The sequence below is a fragment of the Thalassovita sp. genome, from assembly GCF_034670005.1.
Taxonomy (GTDB): Bacteria; Pseudomonadota; Alphaproteobacteria; order Rhodobacterales; family Rhodobacteraceae; genus Thalassobius.
This window is the reverse complement of record NZ_JAXMOH010000004.1, coordinates 46,173-63,036: the sequence shown is the minus strand read 5'-3', so window position 1 is coordinate 63,036 and position 16,864 is coordinate 46,173. Positions and strand designations below refer to the sequence as shown.

The window sequence follows — 16,864 nt, the reverse complement described above, 5'->3', positions numbered from 1 at the left end:
CGCAATCACGCCGGTTGCAGCCTTCTTTCCAAGGCTTGAATGACATAAGCGGCGATCACACCGGCCAGGCTTGCCAATGCCATTGCGCCCAGCAAGACATAGACCCCCATAGGCCCGGTGACCAAGGCACTAACCAAAGGCGTCAACACCGCGCCAATGGCCACCGTCAACGCCCCCGAAAGTCCCGACGCGCCGCCAGCCAAACGCGGCTGCACCGACATCACACCGACATTGGCCCCCGGCAGGGTCAGCCCGTTGCCCAGACCCAGCATCACCGCTCCGCCAAACAGGACTGCGGGATGAAACAGTCCGAATGCCAGCAGCGCCATCGCTGCCACTGTGCCAATCAACGATACCCATCGCCCGGCGATGATCAGGGCCATCATACCGACCCGCGCCCCGATCCGCGTCGAAATCACATTGCCAGCCATGAACCCCGCCGCCGTCGCTCCCATCATCAATCCCAAGGCGCTCGGGCTCAGATCAAAGGCCCGTTCACCGACTTGCGGTGCACCGGCCAAATAGGCGTAAAAACCGCCAACGGAAAAAATCAGACAGGCGCAATAGGCCCAGAAGGATACCGAGCGCAGCAATTCAGGGTAGCTGCGAAACTGAGCGCGGAAACTGTTCTGCCGCGTCAAATTGGTTTCGCCCAGATCGATCCAGCACAAGATGAAAAGCGCCGCGCCGCAGACAGCAAAGACCCAGAAATCCGACCGCCAGCCAAAGAATTCATCCAGCACGCCCCCCAGCACCGGGGCCAGAAGAGGTGCCAGCGCCATGGCCGATCCAACGACGGCCAGCAATCGCGCGGCCTCGGAGGGTGCGGCGACGTCCCGGATGACTGCACGGGACAGAACCATGCCCGATACGACCGCCCCTTGCAGCAGCCGGAAGCCTAGAAAAACCCAGATCGTGTCCGCCAGGGCGCATCCGATAGACGCAAGCGAAAATACCGCCAGACCGGTCAGGATAACCGGTCTGCGCCCAACCATGTCGGAGACCGGCCCCATTACCAGTTGCAACAGCGCCGATACCGCCAGGTACCCGCCGATCGAAAGCGACGCGATTGAATAATCAGCCCCGAATTCCGCTGCAATCCGGCTGAGTGACGGCAGAAACATATTAAGTGACATCACGGCAAGCGATGTCAGCAGGATCAGCGTCAGCAGACGCGGTTTACCGCGAGCGGATTGCATGGAGTTTCCGTTGATTTTTTATTAACAGGTTAATCGGTTCAGATTACGCCCCTGATCGCAGACATGCAAGGCGCAGGAAATATCTGCAAGCGATTGACAGCCCCCACACCCTCTGGCACTCCGCGCCCATGTTGCGCATTGATGACCTCACCTATTCGATAGAAGGCCGCCCCCTGTTCGAAGGGGCCTCGGCGACCATTCCCACGGGCCACAAGGTCGGGTTGATCGGCCGGAACGGTGCCGGGAAAACCACTTTGTTCAAGCTGATCAGGGGTGAATTGCATCTCGACGGCGGGTCCATATCGTTGCCATCGCGCGCCAAGATCGGTGGCGTCGCGCAGGAAGTACCCGGCAACGAAGTGTCGCTGATCGACACGGTTCTGGCTGCCGACACCGAACGCGCGGCACTGCTGAGCGAGGCCGAACAAGCCCAAGATCCCGCAAGGATTGCCGACATCCAGACCCGTCTGGCCGATATCGACGCCTGGAGCGCCGAAGCGCGCGCCTCGTCCATCCTCAAGGGTCTGGGCTTTGACAGTGACGAACAGCAAATGCCTTGTTCGGCCTTTTCGGGGGGCTGGCGGATGCGGGTGGCGTTGGCCGCGGTGCTGTTTGCCCAGCCCGATTATCTGCTGCTTGACGAACCGACCAACTATCTCGATCTGGAAGGCGCGCTCTGGCTCGAAGCCTATATCGCCAAATATCCCCATACCGTGCTGATCATCAGCCATGACCGGGATTTGCTGAACCGCGCGGTCGGGGCGATTTTGCATTTGGATAACCGGCAACTGACTTATTACACCGGCCCATATGACCAATTCGTGCGTCAGCGCACCGCGCAGCGCGCCGTTCAGGCCGCCGCTGCCAAAAAGCAAGACCTGCAACGCGCTCATTTACAAAGCTTTGTCGACCGGTTCAAGGCCAAGGCCAGCAAGGCCAAACAGGCGCAATCGCGCGTCAAGATGCTGGAAAAGATGGAAACCATCCGCGCGCCCGAAGACGCCGCACGGACCGTTTTCACCTTTCCCGAACCAGAAACCTTGTCGCCTCCGATCATTTCCACCGAAGATGTGTCGGTCGGATATGACGGCACAGCGGTGCTGAAACGGCTAGATCTGCGTATCGATCAGGACGACCGGATCGCGCTCTTGGGCAAGAACGGTCAGGGCAAGTCTACGCTGGCCAAGATGCTGTCGGACAGGCTGACCCCGATGGGGGGCAAAATCAACCGGTCCTCGAAACTGCGTATCGGTTTTTTTGCCCAGCATCAGGTCGATGAATTGCGTGTCGATGAAACCCCGCTGCAGCACCTGCAACGCGAACTGCCCGGGCAGATGCAGGCCAAGCTGCGCGCCAAACTGGCGGGGTTCGGCCTGATGGCCGCGCAGGTGGAAACTCAGGTAGGGCGCTTGTCCGGCGGTCAAAAAGCACGTTTATCACTGCTTCTGGCCACCCTGCCCGCGCCGCATCTTTTGATCCTCGACGAACCGACCAACCACCTTGATATCGAAAGCCGCGAAGCGCTGGTCGAAGCGCTGACCGCCTATTCCGGCGCGGTCATTCTGGTCAGCCACGACATGCATTTGCTGTCGATGGTTGCCGATCGGCTGTGGTTGGTGAAAGACGGCACCGTGTCGCCCTACGAGGACGATCTGGACGCCTATCGCAAGATGCTTTTGCAATCGGACAAACCCAGCAAACAGTCCAAGGACAAACCTGCCCCTGCCCCCAAACGCGCCAGCCGCGACGCCATTCTGGCGCTGCGTGCCGAGGCGCGGAAATGTGAGGTACGGATCGAGAAGCTGAACGACATGCGCGACAGGTTGGCCACCAAACTGGCCGACCGGTCTTTGTATGAAGAGCGTAAAGGCGAAGCCGTCGTTCTGCAGAAAAAATATGCCGAAGTCATGAACGGTCTGGAGCGCGCCGAAGCATTGTGGATGCAGGCGCTGGAGAAACTGGAAACAGCCGAAAAATCCTAGGAACCAACGATGCCGATGCCGTGGACCTATCGTCATGCCAGCCGTGAATGGCGGGGTTTTCTGGATGATGCGCGCGATGAAATGGGATTGGAAACCGACAATCTGGCCTATACCGCGATACAGGGCGTGTTACAGGCGTTCCGCCGCAGATTGACGCCGCAACAAGCGATTGATTTCGCCCAAATCCTGCCTACCGTTCCCCGCGCAATCTTTGTCGCCGACTGGCACCTGACCGCAAAACCGGTCGATGCCGGAACCCGCGCCGACTGGACCGCCGAGGCCATAGCGCTGCGCCCCAACCACAACCTGACGCCCGACAACTGTGTCGAAGCGACAGCCATCGCGCTACGAAAATCAATACAGCGTGGTGATCTGGAACGGGTTCTGGACCGGCTGCCGCCATTTGCCCGCGATTTCTGGGACACGCCTTCGACCGATTCCGCCACATTGGGGCCGCGGATCGTCTGAACCCGGGCCTTGCGTCCATCACTGGTTCCGCGATACCGATCACGACATGGACACTGCATTTCTCATCACCGGTTTCGTCACGCTGTTCGTGATCATGGACCCGATCGGGTTGACCCCGATCTTTGTCGCCCTGACGCAGGGCATGGCTCCCGCCAAACGGCGCAAGATCGCGCTGCGCGCCTGCCTGCTGGCCGGCTTGCTGCTCAGCCTGTTCGCACTGTTCGGCGAGGCGGTTCTGGGATTTGTGGGCATATCCATGCCCGCCTTCCGCATCGCGGGGGGAATTCTTCTATTCCTGACCGCGCTCGACATGTTGTTTCAGCGCCGCACAAAACGGCGCGAAGATCAGGCGGAAGAAGAAGACCATAGCGACGACCCATCGGTTTTTCCGCTGGCGATGCCACTGATCGCAGGACCAGGATCAATCGCCACGATCATCCTACTGGCCGGTCAACAGACCGGTATCTTTGGCTTTGCGATGGTGCTGGGTATCATGCTGGCGGTGCTGCTGATTGCGCTGGTGCTGTTCATGTCCAGCAGCCTGTTGGAGCGCGCACTTGGCAAGACCGGGATCAACGTGGTGACCCGTTTGTTGGGCATGCTGCTGGCCGCCCTGTCGGTGCAATTCGTACTCGATGGGCTCAAGGCGTTTAGCTTCGCCGGTTGAGCCAGACGCTTTCCAGACAGAAAAACGTAGCGAAATCTGTCACGGATTTCGTTTAGTGCAGGTGAAACTCGCCCACCACATTGCGCCATTCACCGGGCGAGATCATCTTGCGATGAGTGAACCGCACCGAATGCAGCGGTCCGTCGATTTCACGCTGCCAGAATTCGATGAAGTTGAACAGTTTCGGATGATCCGGCGCTAGGTCGTATTCCTGCCAGATGAAACTGTTCAGCACATGAACGTAATCGGGCATATGATAGAAGAATTCGGCCGTGGTCAGGCCATAGCCTTTGAGCATCAGTTCGGTTTCGGATGTCTCCATTTTGGGTCTCCTTTTTTTTGCTCGCTGCAAATAGGATGCCACCCTCAATTTAATGGTCAACAAAAACAATATGTTAGCAGGTGATACCCTCGGCTGCCAGATACAGATGCATCGCACCATTGCACCCAATATGATGGCTCTGATATACCTTGTGTAACAAAATATAGACAAACAGACAGAGCGGTTTACCCAAGTGAGCGATACGCCAGAAGCCCCTGAAAACGAAGACAAAAACACACCAGAGCGTCCGGTTTACGATGGGCCAAGCGTGTCGATCACGGATGAGATGAAGTCGTCCTATCTCGACTATGCGATGAGTGTGATCGTCTCCCGCGCAATTCCCGATCTGCGTGACGGGCTGAAACCGGTGCACCGGCGGATCCTTTACGCCATGCATGAAACCAATAACAGCCACGACAAACCCTACCGCAAATCGGCCCGCCCGGTCGGTGATGTGATGGGTAAATACCACCCGCATGGCGACAGCGCGATCTATGACGCGTTGGTTCGGATGGCGCAGGATTTCTCGATGTCGCTGCCGCTGTTGGACGGTCAGGGCAACTTCGGGTCGATGGATGGCGATAACGCGGCGGCCATGCGTTACACCGAAGTCCGCATGGACAAGCCAGCGGCGTTCTTGCTCAACGACATCGACAAGGAAACCGTCGATTTCCAGGACAACTACGATGGCAAGGACCGCGAACCCACCGTACTGCCCGCACGTTTTCCCAACATGCTGGTCAATGGTGCCGGCGGTATTGCTGTCGGTATGGCGACCAATATCCCACCGCATAATCTGGGCGAAGTGATCGACGCTTGTCAGGCACTGATCGTGCAGCCCGATCTCAGCAGCGAAGAGCTGATCGAATATGTGCCGGGCCCCGACTTCCCGACCGGCGGTATCATGCTCGGCCGCTCTGGCGCCCGCAAAGCGTATCTGGAAGGCCGCGGCAGCGTTATCATCCGTGCCAAGACCCGGATCGAGGAAATCCGTCGAGATCGCTATGCGATCGTCCTCGACGAGATTCCCTATCAGGTGAACAAGGCCTCAATGATTGAAAAAATCGCCGAACAGGTGCGCGACAAGAAGATCGAAGGCATTGCACATGTGCAGGACGAATCCGACCGCAACGGCGTCCGGGTGGTGGTCGAACTGAAACGGGATGCAACGCCCGAAGTGGTGTTGAACCAGTTGTTCCGCTTCACCCCGATGCAGACCTATTTCGGCTGTAACATGCTGGCGCTGAACGGTGGCCGGCCAGAAACACTGACCCTGCGCCGCTTCCTGACCAGCTTCATCGATTTCCGCGAAGACGTGGTGGCGCGGCGCACCGCCTTTGAGTTGCGCAAGGCGCGCGAACGCAGTCATGTTCTTTGCGGTCTGGCCGTCGCAGTTACCAATGTCGACGAAGTCGTCGCAACCATCCGGTCTTCGGCCGACGCGGCGGAAGCGCGCGAAAAGCTGATGACACGGCGCTGGCCCGCTGGCAGCATCGCCGAATATATTCAGCTGATCGACGATCCGACCCATAAGATGAACGAGGACGGGACCTATAACCTGTCCGAAACCCAGGCCCGCGCCATTCTGGAACTGCGGTTGCAGCGCTTGACCCAAATCGGGGTCAAGGAAGTCACCGACGAATTGCAGGCCCTGGCCGAGAAAATTCGCGAATGCCTGGAAATCCTGGCATCGCGCGAACGGATCATGTCGATCATTTCGGACGAACTGGCCGAAGTGAAAGACCAGTTCGCCGTGCCGCGCCGGACAGAAATCGTCGACTGGTCGGGCGACATGGAAGACGAAGACCTGATCGAACGAGAAGACATGGTCGTAACGGTCACCTCCGGCGGTTATATCAAACGCACACCTTTGGCCGACTTCCGCGCCCAGCGACGCGGCGGTAAGGGATTGTCGGGGATGCAGACCAAGGAAGAGGACGTGGTTACCACTCTCTTCGTGGCCAATACTCATACCCAGCTTTTGTTCTTCACCACCGACGGCATGGCCTACAAGTTGAAGACCTGGCGCCTGCCACAGGGGGGGCGCACCTCCAAAGGCAAGGCGATCGTCAATATCCTGCCGATACCCTCGGGCGTTTCGATTGCTGCGATCATGCCGGTCGACCGCGATGAAGAAGAATGGGCCGACCTGCAAATCGTCTTCGCCACCTCTGCGGGCAGTGTCCGGCGCAACCGGCTGTCCGATTTCACCAACGTCATGCGCAACGGCAAGATTGCGATGAAATTCGAAGACGATAATGCCAATACCCGACTGATCAACGCGCGCATCTGTTCTGAAGACGATGATGTGATGCTGGTCACCAATTCGGGCCGCGCCATCCGCTTCCCCACCACCGAAGTGCGTGTCTTCAACAGCCGCAACTCGGTCGGTGTACGCGGCATCCGCCTGCAAGGCGATGACGAGGTCGTTTCGATGTCCGTCATCCGCCATTTCAAGGCCGAAGCGGACGAGCGTGCGGCCTATCTCAAGATGCGCCGTGCAATGGCGGGTCTTGCCGATGATGCTGAAATCGAAGACGATGACGAGGTAGCACCGGGCGAGTTGAGCCAAGAACGCTACGCCGAAATGTCCGCCGCCGAAAACTTGCTGCTGACAATCACAACGGGCGGCGCGGGTAAACTGTCATCCAGCCATGATTACCCCGTGCGCGGGCGTGGCGGCATGGGGGTTCAGGCAATGGACAAAGCGATGCGTGGCGGCGATATCGTGGCCTCTTTCCCGGTCGAACTTGACGATCAGATCATGCTGGCCACCTCCAAGGGTCAATCAATCCGGGTGCCCGTGGACGGTATTTCCTTCCGCTCGCGATCCGCTGGAGGCGTGAAAGTTTTCAACACCGGCAAGGGTGAAATGGTCGTGTCCGTCGCCCGGATCGTTGAACAGGACGAAGCTGATGACGTCGAGGACAGTGAGGCACAAGACGGCTAAAAACCGCTCAAATTCGGTTTTCTCTCGGGAAACACTGTCAGGTTTCCACCATTTTTTTCAATTTCTCCGGGGGATGGGCTATTATTAGCCCATCCTCTTTTTTGTTCGGCAACAACGCGATTGGAAATCAAATGCGCAAGTTTTTCTTCCTTGCTGCGGCAACCATTTTCACATCCGCCGCACTATTAACCGCCCACGCTCAGGATCTTTTTTCAGGGGAACTTGAACTTGGCATTTCCCGAAACACAACCACAGGCACGTTTTTCAAACGCGTTGAAGGATCGTTCGCGTCAGATTTCGACGGTAAGTTCGATTTCCAGATTGATCTTGGGATGAGCAAATACGAGGCGGTGAATTCCACCTCTCCATTTCTTGCCCTGCACCTGCTCTGGCAACCGTCAGAAAAGGTCGATCTGGGTCTGTTCATATCGGGCGAAGACCGGCTTGGCACCAGCTACACGATTGAAGGGCTGGAAATGGCCTATGACACCGGCCCATTTCGCGCCGAGGGCTATGTCGCATTTCAGGATCCGATTCTGGCAGGCCCTCACGGAGAACTGGCCGGTCTCGATCTCAGCTATGCTTTCGGCAGCACCGATCAGTGGTCGCTGATCGGTGGCGGTCATTATGCCGATCTGGGTGCAACCACAGTGGATACTGTTTACCTCGGACTGGCCCGCCGTTTCGGAGACGATTTCGAAGTCGAAGCGCGGGTCGCGCAAACTGATGGGACCGATACGGTCATCACCGTCGGGGCGCGCGTTGCGCTTGGTCGCGGGGCGCGTTTCAATCGGCGGGATTGGTACGCAGCCTTCCCGTCGTATTAGGGCCGCACGAAGCTGCATCCAAGCGGTATGCAGATGCACGCTCAGCTGACCAAACCGACCACCGCGTGCAGCGCCATGTAGATCACGATCAGAGATCCGATCGTGTAGAAGGTGGCGCGGACCTCATGATTTTGTTTGGTGAGATAGGCCAGCGCGTGCAACACCCGCGCACCGACGAACCCATACATCAGCACCTGCGCCAGCCATAGCGGCGGACCAACCATGACGAAAAGCGCCCCCGCCATCCAGAAACCGGGGATGTTTTCCAGATCGTTGCGGTGCATCCGGCGTGACCGGTCAACGTAATCGTCGAGTTCCAGCTGGTCGGCGCGGGGATTGGGATTAAGCGGTGTCTTGCGCAGGTCTTCGGGATTCACCAGCCCAGTGTCGCTTTTCATCATGCGGTAGACAGTCATCCATCCCTGCCCCATGATTTTGAGAACCATCAGGGCCGAAGCAATGGCGTATGTTATGAAAACCGGGTTGTCCGAGCTAAAATAGTCCACGTGCTATCCTCCGATGCCGACCGAAGGATAACACGGTATTGCGACACAACCAAAACCGACGCTACAGACCGTATAAGCCGCCGAATTTGTCTTCCAAATATGTCAGCAACGGCTCCGAGCTGGGCACAATACCGCTGGCCCGCTGCACCACTTCGGCTGGCTCAAAAAGGCCGCCATGGGTCTGCAGGTTTTCTTTCAGCCACCCGGTCGCCTGCGCCAGATCGCCCGCAACCAATTGCCCGTCCAGCCCCGGCACCGCCGCCCGCAGCGTCTGATACAGACAACCAGCATAGACATTGCCCAAGCTATATGTCGGGAAATAGCCAAATAGCCCCACCGACCAATGAACATCCTGCAAACACCCATTCGAAGGCTTATCCACTGCGTAGCCAAAATCGGCCTCGAACCGATCGTTCCACGCAGCTTCGAGATCGAATACCCCCAGATCGCCCTGCATCAGGGCCCGTTCCAGATCAAAGCGCAGCATGACGTGCAGATTGTACTGCACCTCATCGGCCTCGGTCCGGATATAGCCTTCATGCACCCGGTTGACGCTGCGATAGAATTCTTCTGCATTGTCGATACCGAAATCACCGAAAGCTTCGGTCATCTGGGTATAAAGCCAACCGGTAAAAGCGCGCGATCGACCCAGCTGATTTTCATAAATCCGGCTTTGGCTTTCATGCACCCCCATCGACACGCCGCCGCCCAGCGGCGTCAGCAGATAGGCGTCGTCGATATTCTGCTCGTAACAGGCATGGCCGACCTCGTGGATGGTCGAGTAGAGGCAGTTGAACGGGTCAAGTTCGCTCGTTCTTGTGGTGATCCGAACATCATGACCCGAACCGGAACTGAACGGATGTACCGCCTTGTCGATGCGTCCATGGGACAGATCATACCCAAATGTCGTGGCAAGCTTGGCGGTCAAAGCCATCTGCTTGTCGGCCGGGAAATGCCCGTTGAGTGTCTTTGGAGCGTCCGCTGCCAGCACCGCTTCGCGCAGTGCCACCAGACGCGGTCGCATGGCACCGAACATCGCCTCCAGCTCGGCGGCGGTCATTTCCGGCTCGTAATCGTCGATCATGGCGTCATAGACATCGCCGCCATCAGCCAGCGCCTCGCCCTCGCGGCGCTTCAGGCCCACGACCTTTTCCAGCACCGGCAGGAAAGCGGCGACATCTTCGTCCGCCCGCGCCTGCGCCCATTGGCCCTGGGCTTTGCTGGTGACCTTGGCGATTTCGACCGCCAGATCGGCGGGGACTCGCATCGCACGGGCATAAGATTTGCGGATATGACGCATTTGCGCCTGCCCGACCTGATCCAGCGCCCGGTCATCGATCTCTGCCAGCCAATCGGCCATCTTTGGATCGGTGCGCCGCGCATGCAGCACTTTTTCCATCGCCGCCAATTCTTCGGACCGCTGATCGACGGCCCCGCGCGGCATCATGGTTTCCTGATCCCAGCCCAAGCGGCCCGCCACCTGTGCCAGCGCCGAGGTATCGCGCTGGAACGCCATCAGATTATCATATGCACTCATCTCAGTTCCTCCGGATCGTATCGACTACCGGGTAGCCGCTCAGGAACCGGGCGCGCAGCACCAGAACCCATACCAGTATCGCCCCGACCTGATGCACGATAGCCACCTGCCACAGAGCGCCGGTCATAACGGTATAAATCCCCAAAGCCACCTGCGCACAAAGCGCGACGAAGGCAGCGGTATAGGCGGCACGTGTCCTTGCATGGGCCGATCTACGCCCGCGCAGAAACACCATGATGCCAAATGCGAATAACAGATACCCGACACAGCGATGGATGAATTGCACCAGCCCGGGGTTTTCAAAGAAGTTTTTCCACATGGGGTCGATCATCAGCGGATCGGGCGGAATGAACTGTCCGCCCATCAATGGCCAATCGGTGTAGCTGCGCCCGGCATCGATACCCGCGACCAGCGCACCGATCAGGATTTGCAGGAAAGCGAAATGCAGCCAACCGGTCGACAGAGAAAACAATTTCGTTTCCTTCGAGCGGCGCGCCTGCATCAGATCCCGCTCTTCCCGGCCCAACTGAAACACGTACCAGGCGATGAATCCCAAGATCACGAACGCCAATCCCAGATGGGTTGCCAACCGGTAGCTCGCCACATCCAGCATCGAACCGGACAAGCCGGAACTGACCATCCACCAACCGACAGCACCCTGCAATCCACCCAGTCCGCCGATCAGAAGCAATCTTTGCGTCCAGCCCACCGGGATCTGACGCGCGATCAAGAAGCCGAAAAAGCCAAGCGCCCAGACCATTCCGATCACCCGGCCCAGCTGGCGATGGCCCCATTCCCACCAATAGATCGCTTTGAAATCAGCCAGTTCCATCCATTTGTTCTGAACCTGAAATTCAGGGATTGCCTTGTAATTGTCGAACTCAGCCTGCCAATCGGCGGTGCTCATCGGCGGCAGCGCCCCGGTGATCGGCTTCCATTCGGTGATCGACAACCCGCTGTCGGTCAACCGGGTCAGCCCGCCAACCGCGATCATCGTCACGACCAGCGCAAACAAGACCATCAGCCAAGCGCGGATGCCCTTCCGCGCCCCACGTTTGGTGGCATCGATCATGCCGCACCTGGGTTCGGGTTTGGCCACGCTTTCGCTGCCAACTTCTTCGAATATGTTACGTTTCTGGCTCATTCTGCCCTCCGGTTCCGGCGCAGGATATGGTGCGGATCGGGGCCTGCGCAAGTGCGTCACCCTGCCCCCCTGCAAAATCAGTCCTGACGGTTTTTCCACCGCACCATTTGGCGCATGATACCGTGGAACATCTGTACATCGGCGCGGGTCATCCGCATCCGGCTCCACAGGTTGCGCAGGTTGACCTTCATGCTTTCGGCCTTTTCCGGGGGAAAGAAGAACCCGGCCTCGCCCAGCCGGTCTTCGTAATGTTCGGCCAGCTTTTCAACCTCGATCGCGCTGGCCCAGTCGGTTTTGACCAGTTCAACTCGCTCATGCTCGATCTCAACCGACTGCCGCCGCCATTCATAGGCGGTCAGCAACACGCATTGCGCCAGATTCAGGCTGAAAAATTCTGGATTCACCGGCACCGTGATGATTGCATTGGCGCGCGCCACGTCTTCGTTTTCCAGACCGGCCCGTTCGGGGCCGAACATGATGGCGACCTTTTCCCCGGCGGAAATTTTTTGTCGTGCCAGTTCCATAGCTTTTTCCGGGCTATAGACCGGCTTGGTCAGCCCCCGTCCCCGCGCGGTGGTCGCAAAAACAAAGGAACAATCGTCGAGCGCCTCGGCGACCGATCCATATAGTCCCGCTTCGTCCAGCAACCGGCCCGCGCCGCTGGCCATCGCCACCGCGCGCGGATTTGGCCACCCGTCGCGTGGTTCCACGATACGCATCCGGTCGAGACCGAAGTTCCACATCGCCCGGGCCGCCCCACCGATATTTTCGCCCATCTGCGGGCGCACCAGAACAATAGAAGGCTGCGGCAATTCGCTTGGCATGATCATCTCCGGATACTCCACCGCCGCCTGATAGAACACCGCCGGGACCAATCCAACCCCTGCCCCTACATCTTGGAAAAAATACCCAAATCTGCACGCCTTCCCGAAACGCCACTGGAACTTGGTGCTGAGCCGCGAAGGGGCTATTCTGCCGTCATATGACGGGGGGACGACTGATGGCATATGACAAGGGTCTTCCACAGCTGATGCGCGACGATCTGGACCAAGAAAGCGGTATCAGCGAAAAGAGAATGTTCGGCGGCCTGTTTCGCGTCGGTAAACCGCAGCACTCTTTGGCGCTGACCATCGATGGCGTCCGGACGATGAATTTCACCGGCCGCCCAATGGGCGGCTTTGTCGATGCCGATTAAGACCGAGTGGCAGATGATGATCGCCGCGCCTTGCTGATGGGTTTAGCGATCGCCAATGCACGCGCGTTACCTCCGAAGTAGCCAAGCGGTAAATTCCGCTGTATAGCGGCGCGAAAGATCACAGAAGGAACCGCGCCATGGCCGAGATCGAGCAGCCGCAAATCTATCTGATCACCCCGTCTGAATTCGAATTGTCGAGCTTTCCAAACCAGTTGGCAGCGGTTTTGGACGCGCATGAAATCGCCTGTGTGCGGTTGGTGCAGGCCAGCCGCGACGAAGACCGGATCGCACGGGCTGCCGACGCGCTGCGCGAGGTGACCCATGAGCGCGACGTGGCTCTGGTGATCGAAAACCATATTCTGATGGTGGAACGACTGGGACTGGACGGCGTGCATCTGAGCGACGGGTCGCGGCTGGTCCGCAAGACCCGAAAAACCCTTGGCGACGACGCCATCGTCGGCGCCTTCTGTGGCGGATCGCGCCATGACGGGATGAATGCAGGCGAAGCCGGGGCAGATTATGTGAGTTTCGGTCCGGTCAGCGCCACCGATCTGGGCGATGGCACCATCGCGGAAACCGAACTATTCAAATGGTGGTCGGAAGTGATCGAAGTGCCGGTGGTGGCTGAGGGCGCTCTGACGCCCGAGGCAATCCGCACCCTGTCGCCTTTAACCGATTTCTTTGGCATCGGCGAAGAAATCTGGTCGCAGGACAATGCGGTCAAGGCACTGGAAGAACTTAAAGCGCAATTCGTCCAAGGCTGAATACGGGTTTCCAAGTGCGGGGAATACTGGGAAATCGGCGTCAGATTTCGCTCCGCACGCCGGGCAGTCCCTTTAAGACGGCCCGCGCCGCGCGCAGTCCCGGCGCTTCGCTGCCTTTGCCCAACCGCTCCATCGTCAGACGCATCGCCGCGCGTTGCGTTCCGGGCGCGTCCAGCACGCTGAGCACGGCGTCAGCAATCGGGCCCGGCTGACAGTCCTTGCCAATGAATTCAGGCACCACGCGGGTATCGCTGACCAGATTGACCAAAGTCACCGTATCGACCTTCAACATCCGGCTAATGATCTGACGGCTGATCCAGTTCATATCATAGGCGATCACCATTGGCGTATCGCATGCCGCCAATTCCAGCGACACCGTCCCCGACGCCGCCAGCGCCGCGTCGGCAGCAACGAAAGCCGCCGCTTTTTGCCGCTTATACAGTTCGGGGTCCATCCCGCGCGGGTCCAAAACCAGCGGCGCAACCGGCCAATCTGCCACCGCATCGTGTACCAGGTCGGTTACATTGCCAGTGGTCGGGATCACCACATGCAAATCAGGCCGGTGCGTCATGATCCGCTGCAATGCTTCGCCGAAAACCGGGGTCAACCTTGACACCTCACCGCGTCGACTGCCCGGCAGGACCAGCAGCAGAGGCGCGGAGCCCACGCCCTGCTTCGCCCGGAAATCAGTTGCGTCTTGCATGGATGCGACACGTTCGGCCACGACGGGATGGCCAACGAAATCGCAGTCCATACCGGCGGCCTGCATGAACGGAGGCTCGAACGGAAACAGTGCCAGCACGTGATCAATCACCTTGGCCATTTTCTTGGCCCGTCCGGCGCGCCAGGCCCAAACGGTCGGGGCGACATAATGCACAGTTCTGATATGCGATGCCGCTTTGACCCGCCGCGCCACGCGCAGGCAAAAATCAGGGCTGTCAATGGTGATCAGAACATCGGGCTTCGCCAGCAACACCGCCTTGGCCGTCTGATTTATCCGCCGCATCAGGTGACGGTATTTCGGCAATACCTCGGCGATGCCCATCACTGACAGCTCGTCCATTGGAAACAGGCTTTCCAATCCCTGAGCCTGCATCAAGGGACCGCCAACACCGATGAATTCTACCTGTGTGAGCTCCTTCAGGCCCGCCATCAGCGCCGCGCCGAGCTTATCCCCCGACGCTTCGCCCGCAATCACAAACACCCGGATCACAACACGCGCCCCATCAGGAACAATCCTGCATTTTCGATCTCTTGCAACGTCTTTTCCCGCTCAAGGATCAATACATGCCCGGCCTCGACCACAATCCCGGCCAATCCGGCTTTTTGCACCTGTGCAACGGTAGCGGGACCGATTGCGGGCATGTCGACGCGCAGATCCTGGCCGCGCTTGGCCGCCTTTATGAAAACGCCGGGCGCGCCACGGCGCAAGGAGTCGGGCGTGTTGGCCACCATGCACAACATGAAATCTGTGCCTTGGATGGTTTCTACGCCAAGGCATAATCCGCCCGCCACCACGCAGCCCTGCCCGACATCCACCGGAGCGAGGGCGTTGAGGATATCGGCACCACGATCGGCATCGGCCATCAGTTCCGGCGTCGGCGCTCGACCGGCTAACAGCCCTTCTTTGGCGGTCAGTCCCGGGACCAGTTCATGCGCGCCCAGAACCTCGAACCCCTGTTCCTCAATGATCTCTATGATCAAACCTAACAGCGCATCGTCACCGCCATGCATCGCCGATAACAGACGCGGAGCCAATGATATCATCAGGGGATCGAAAGCCGTCGCATCCAATGGCGGCCGGGTCATTGATCCGGCCATCACAACGCGGGTAACACCAAGCGATCTAAGATCTTCGAAAAGGCCGCCCAGCTTTTCAAACGCATGAGTTCTAAGGTTGCCGCGCAATTGATGCGGCACACCGTTGAAGATGACCTTCACCGCGTCGGGATACGCCGCAGCGATTTCCACCGGCAGCACACCGTTCCCTGCAAGGATCGCCAGCCGTCCGGTCATCGGATCAGCGCGGGGTCAGGAACGAACGGTCACTCGCCCCGGTGACGAATTCAACGATCTGACGAACATATTCGCTGTCGTTGTTTTCTCCTAAGGCGCGTGCGCGGTCCTGAAAGGCGCCCTCGCCTTCGGCCAGCGCCTTCAGCGCGGATCTAAGCGCACTGATTTCGGCACGCGGAACGCCGCGGCGCTTCAACCCAACAAGATTCAGCCCGTCCAGTTCGCCACGCGGAGCCTGAACCAGACCATAGGGAATGACGTCTGCCGTCACCATGGTAACCGCGCCGATGATGGCCCCCTGCCCGATCCGCACCCATTGATGAACACCGGACAACCCACCGATGATCACATCGTCCCCAAGCTGGCAATGCCCCGCAATCGCCGATTGGTTCACCACGATCACCCGGTCGCCAACGATCACGTCGTGGGCAATGTGGCATCCGGCCATGAACAATCCGTCATCGCCAACCTTGGTCAGACCGCCACCGCCCTCGGTGCCGGGATTCATGGTGACATGTTCACGGACCCGATTGCGCTTGCCAATCTCCAGCCGTGACGTTTCACCTTTGAATTTCAGATCCTGCGGAATTTCTCCGATGCAGGCAAAAGGGAAAATCACAGTTTCCTCGCCCACCCGTGTCTGTCCTGTCACTACGACATGGCTTTTCAGAATAACCCTGTCTTCCAGAACCACATCCGATCCCACGATACAAAACGGTCCGACAGTGCAACCATCGCCAATCTGCGCTCCGGTTTCAATGATGGCAGAAGGATGAATATGCGCAGCCATACGGTTACTCCTGGCTCGCGCTCAAATCCATCATCGCGGTGAATTCAGCCTCGCAGGCCATTTCACCATCGACTGTTGCAACGCCCGAGAATTTCCACACCTTACCGCCCGGCTTGCCCCGGGTGGTGGTCACGTTCATTTTCAGAATATCGCCCGGCACCACCATGCGGCGGAATTTGGCTTTGTCGATAGCCATGAAATATACCAGCATATTCTTGTCGGCCATATCGAGCGCAGTGCCCACCATGACAGCCGCGGTTTGCGCCATCGCTTCGACGATGGTAACGCCCGGCATAATCGGCTTGCCCGGGAAATGGCCCTGAAAATGCGGTTCATTCATGGTGACATTCTTGATCCCGCAGCCCGACTGAAAGCCGTCGATGTCCACGACCTTATCGACCAGAAGGAAAGGATAACGATGCGGAATGATCCGCTGGATCAAGGCGATATCCGCCGTCAGAAGCTGCTCGGTCATTGGTCTTTCCTTTCCGACAAAC

The 16,864-nt window shown here is 58.6% G+C and carries 17 protein-coding genes; 7 read left to right on the top strand and 10 right to left on the bottom strand.

Annotated features, from left to right (window positions below; all coding sequences use genetic code 11):
• Window positions 1–5: 5 nt before the first annotated feature.
• Window positions 6–1,199, bottom strand: coding sequence for a multidrug effflux MFS transporter (locus tag VOI23_RS09830; RefSeq protein ID WP_323784588.1), 1,194 nt, complete (start codon window positions 1,197–1,199; stop codon window positions 6–8).
• 128 nt (window positions 1,200–1,327) lie between these two features.
• Here VOI23_RS09830 and VOI23_RS09825 point away from each other — a divergent pair, with 128 nt between their 5' ends.
• Genes VOI23_RS09825 through VOI23_RS09815 form a run of 3 tightly spaced genes read left to right on the top strand, consistent with a single transcriptional unit; the run spans window position 1,328 to window position 4,316 of the window.
• Window positions 1,328–3,181 (top strand): ABC-F family ATP-binding cassette domain-containing protein, encoded by a 1,854-nt coding sequence (locus VOI23_RS09825; protein ID WP_323784587.1) that lies wholly within the window; start codon window positions 1,328–1,330, stop codon window positions 3,179–3,181.
• A gap of 9 nt (window positions 3,182–3,190) precedes the next feature.
• Entirely contained in the window at window positions 3,191–3,649 is a 459-nt protein-coding gene (locus VOI23_RS09820; RefSeq protein WP_323784586.1) for a DUF2267 domain-containing protein, read from the top strand.
• 46 nt (window positions 3,650–3,695) lie between these two features.
• Entirely contained in the window at window positions 3,696–4,316 is a 621-nt protein-coding gene (locus tag VOI23_RS09815; RefSeq protein WP_323784584.1) for a MarC family protein, read from the top strand.
• A 52-nt stretch (window positions 4,317–4,368) separates the two neighbouring features.
• Here the strand turns inward: VOI23_RS09815 and VOI23_RS09810 are convergent, their stop codons facing one another.
• Complete coding sequence (locus tag VOI23_RS09810; protein ID WP_323784583.1) at window positions 4,369–4,638, bottom strand: usg protein; 270 nt, start codon at window positions 4,636–4,638, stop codon at window positions 4,369–4,371.
• Between the two features lie 193 nt (window positions 4,639–4,831).
• Between VOI23_RS09810 and gyrA the strand changes: the two genes are divergently transcribed.
• Window positions 4,832–7,588: a DNA gyrase subunit A gene (gene gyrA / locus VOI23_RS09805; RefSeq protein ID WP_323784581.1), complete on the top strand. Its 2,757-nt coding sequence runs from the start codon at window positions 4,832–4,834 to the stop codon at window positions 7,586–7,588.
• A 131-nt stretch (window positions 7,589–7,719) separates the two neighbouring features.
• Entirely contained in the window at window positions 7,720–8,415 is a 696-nt protein-coding gene (locus VOI23_RS09800) for a hypothetical protein (protein WP_323784580.1), read from the top strand.
• A 41-nt stretch (window positions 8,416–8,456) separates the two neighbouring features.
• Here VOI23_RS09800 and VOI23_RS09795 read toward each other — a convergent pair whose 3' ends face one another.
• The 4 genes from VOI23_RS09795 to VOI23_RS09780 form a co-directional block, all read right to left on the bottom strand.
• Complete coding sequence (locus VOI23_RS09795; protein ID WP_323784578.1) at window positions 8,457–8,921, bottom strand: MAPEG family protein; 465 nt, start codon at window positions 8,919–8,921, stop codon at window positions 8,457–8,459.
• A gap of 61 nt (window positions 8,922–8,982) precedes the next feature.
• Window positions 8,983–10,458 carry a carboxypeptidase M32 gene (locus VOI23_RS09790; protein ID WP_323784576.1) on the bottom strand — a complete coding sequence of 492 codons (1,476 nt, stop codon included), beginning with the start codon at window positions 10,456–10,458 and terminating at the stop codon, window positions 8,983–8,985.
• 1 nt (window position 10,459) lies between these two features.
• Window positions 10,460–11,602: a heme A synthase gene (gene ctaA, locus VOI23_RS09785; protein ID WP_323784575.1), complete on the bottom strand. Its 1,143-nt coding sequence runs from the start codon at window positions 11,600–11,602 to the stop codon at window positions 10,460–10,462.
• Window positions 11,603–11,679: 77 nt separating this feature from the next.
• Window positions 11,680–12,426: an RNA methyltransferase gene (locus tag VOI23_RS09780; RefSeq protein WP_323784770.1), complete on the bottom strand. Its 747-nt coding sequence runs from the start codon at window positions 12,424–12,426 to the stop codon at window positions 11,680–11,682.
• 176 nt (window positions 12,427–12,602) lie between these two features.
• Between VOI23_RS09780 and VOI23_RS09775 the strand changes: the two genes are divergently transcribed.
• The gene (locus tag VOI23_RS09775) at window positions 12,603–12,797 is read left to right on the top strand and encodes a hypothetical protein (protein ID WP_323784574.1); all 195 of its coding nucleotides are present in this window, start codon (window positions 12,603–12,605) and stop codon (window positions 12,795–12,797) included.
• Window positions 12,798–12,934: 137 nt separating this feature from the next.
• The gene (locus VOI23_RS09770) at window positions 12,935–13,561 is read left to right on the top strand and encodes a thiamine phosphate synthase (protein ID WP_323784572.1); all 627 of its coding nucleotides are present in this window, start codon (window positions 12,935–12,937) and stop codon (window positions 13,559–13,561) included.
• Window positions 13,562–13,601: 40 nt separating this feature from the next.
• Here VOI23_RS09770 and lpxB read toward each other — a convergent pair whose 3' ends face one another.
• The 4 genes from lpxB to fabZ are packed head-to-tail and all read right to left on the bottom strand — an operon-like array spanning window position 13,602 to window position 16,842.
• Window positions 13,602–14,771 carry a lipid-A-disaccharide synthase gene (gene lpxB / locus VOI23_RS09765; protein ID WP_323784769.1) on the bottom strand — a complete coding sequence of 390 codons (1,170 nt, stop codon included), beginning with the start codon at window positions 14,769–14,771 and terminating at the stop codon, window positions 13,602–13,604.
• Window positions 14,771–15,577, bottom strand: a complete 807-nt coding sequence (locus VOI23_RS09760) for an LpxI family protein (RefSeq protein ID WP_323784571.1) — start codon at window positions 15,575–15,577, stop codon at window positions 14,771–14,773. Before VOI23_RS09760 ends, lpxB begins: the two co-directional genes overlap by 1 nt.
• A 4-nt stretch (window positions 15,578–15,581) precedes the next feature.
• The gene (gene lpxA, locus VOI23_RS09755) at window positions 15,582–16,367 is read right to left on the bottom strand and encodes an acyl-ACP--UDP-N-acetylglucosamine O-acyltransferase (RefSeq protein WP_323784570.1); all 786 of its coding nucleotides are present in this window, start codon (window positions 16,365–16,367) and stop codon (window positions 15,582–15,584) included.
• 4 nt (window positions 16,368–16,371) lie between these two features.
• Complete coding sequence (gene fabZ, locus VOI23_RS09750) at window positions 16,372–16,842, bottom strand: 3-hydroxyacyl-ACP dehydratase FabZ (protein WP_323784569.1); 471 nt, start codon at window positions 16,840–16,842, stop codon at window positions 16,372–16,374.
• Between the last annotated feature and the right edge of the window lie 22 nt (window positions 16,843–16,864).

Bases quoted from the DNA above. Each gene is read 5' to 3' on its own strand.
- fabZ (WP_323784569.1), bottom strand. From the start codon at position 16,842: ATGACCGAGCAGCTTCTGACGGCGGATATCGCCTTGATCCAGCGGATC.
- VOI23_RS09820 (WP_323784586.1), top strand. From the start codon at position 3,191: ATGCCGATGCCGTGGACCTATCGTCATGCCAGCCGTGAATGGCGGGGT.
- VOI23_RS09815 (WP_323784584.1), top strand. From the start codon at position 3,696: ATGGACACTGCATTTCTCATCACCGGTTTCGTCACGCTGTTCGTGATC.
- ctaA (WP_323784575.1), bottom strand. From the start codon at position 11,602: ATGAGCCAGAAACGTAACATATTCGAAGAAGTTGGCAGCGAAAGCGTG.
- lpxA (WP_323784570.1), bottom strand. From the start codon at position 16,367: ATGGCTGCGCATATTCATCCTTCTGCCATCATTGAAACCGGAGCGCAG.
- VOI23_RS09780 (WP_323784770.1), bottom strand. From the start codon at position 12,426: ATGCCAAGCGAATTGCCGCAGCCTTCTATTGTTCTGGTGCGCCCGCAG.
- VOI23_RS09825 (WP_323784587.1), top strand. From the start codon at position 1,328: ATGTTGCGCATTGATGACCTCACCTATTCGATAGAAGGCCGCCCCCTG.
- VOI23_RS09800 (WP_323784580.1), top strand. From the start codon at position 7,720: ATGCGCAAGTTTTTCTTCCTTGCTGCGGCAACCATTTTCACATCCGCC.
- VOI23_RS09760 (WP_323784571.1), bottom strand. From the start codon at position 15,577: ATGACCGGACGGCTGGCGATCCTTGCAGGGAACGGTGTGCTGCCGGTG.
- VOI23_RS09830 (WP_323784588.1), bottom strand. From the start codon at position 1,199: ATGCAATCCGCTCGCGGTAAACCGCGTCTGCTGACGCTGATCCTGCTG.
- VOI23_RS09810 (WP_323784583.1), bottom strand. From the start codon at position 4,638: ATGGAGACATCCGAAACCGAACTGATGCTCAAAGGCTATGGCCTGACC.
- VOI23_RS09775 (WP_323784574.1), top strand. From the start codon at position 12,603: ATGGCATATGACAAGGGTCTTCCACAGCTGATGCGCGACGATCTGGAC.
- VOI23_RS09770 (WP_323784572.1), top strand. From the start codon at position 12,935: ATGGCCGAGATCGAGCAGCCGCAAATCTATCTGATCACCCCGTCTGAA.
- VOI23_RS09790 (WP_323784576.1), bottom strand. From the start codon at position 10,458: ATGAGTGCATATGATAATCTGATGGCGTTCCAGCGCGATACCTCGGCG.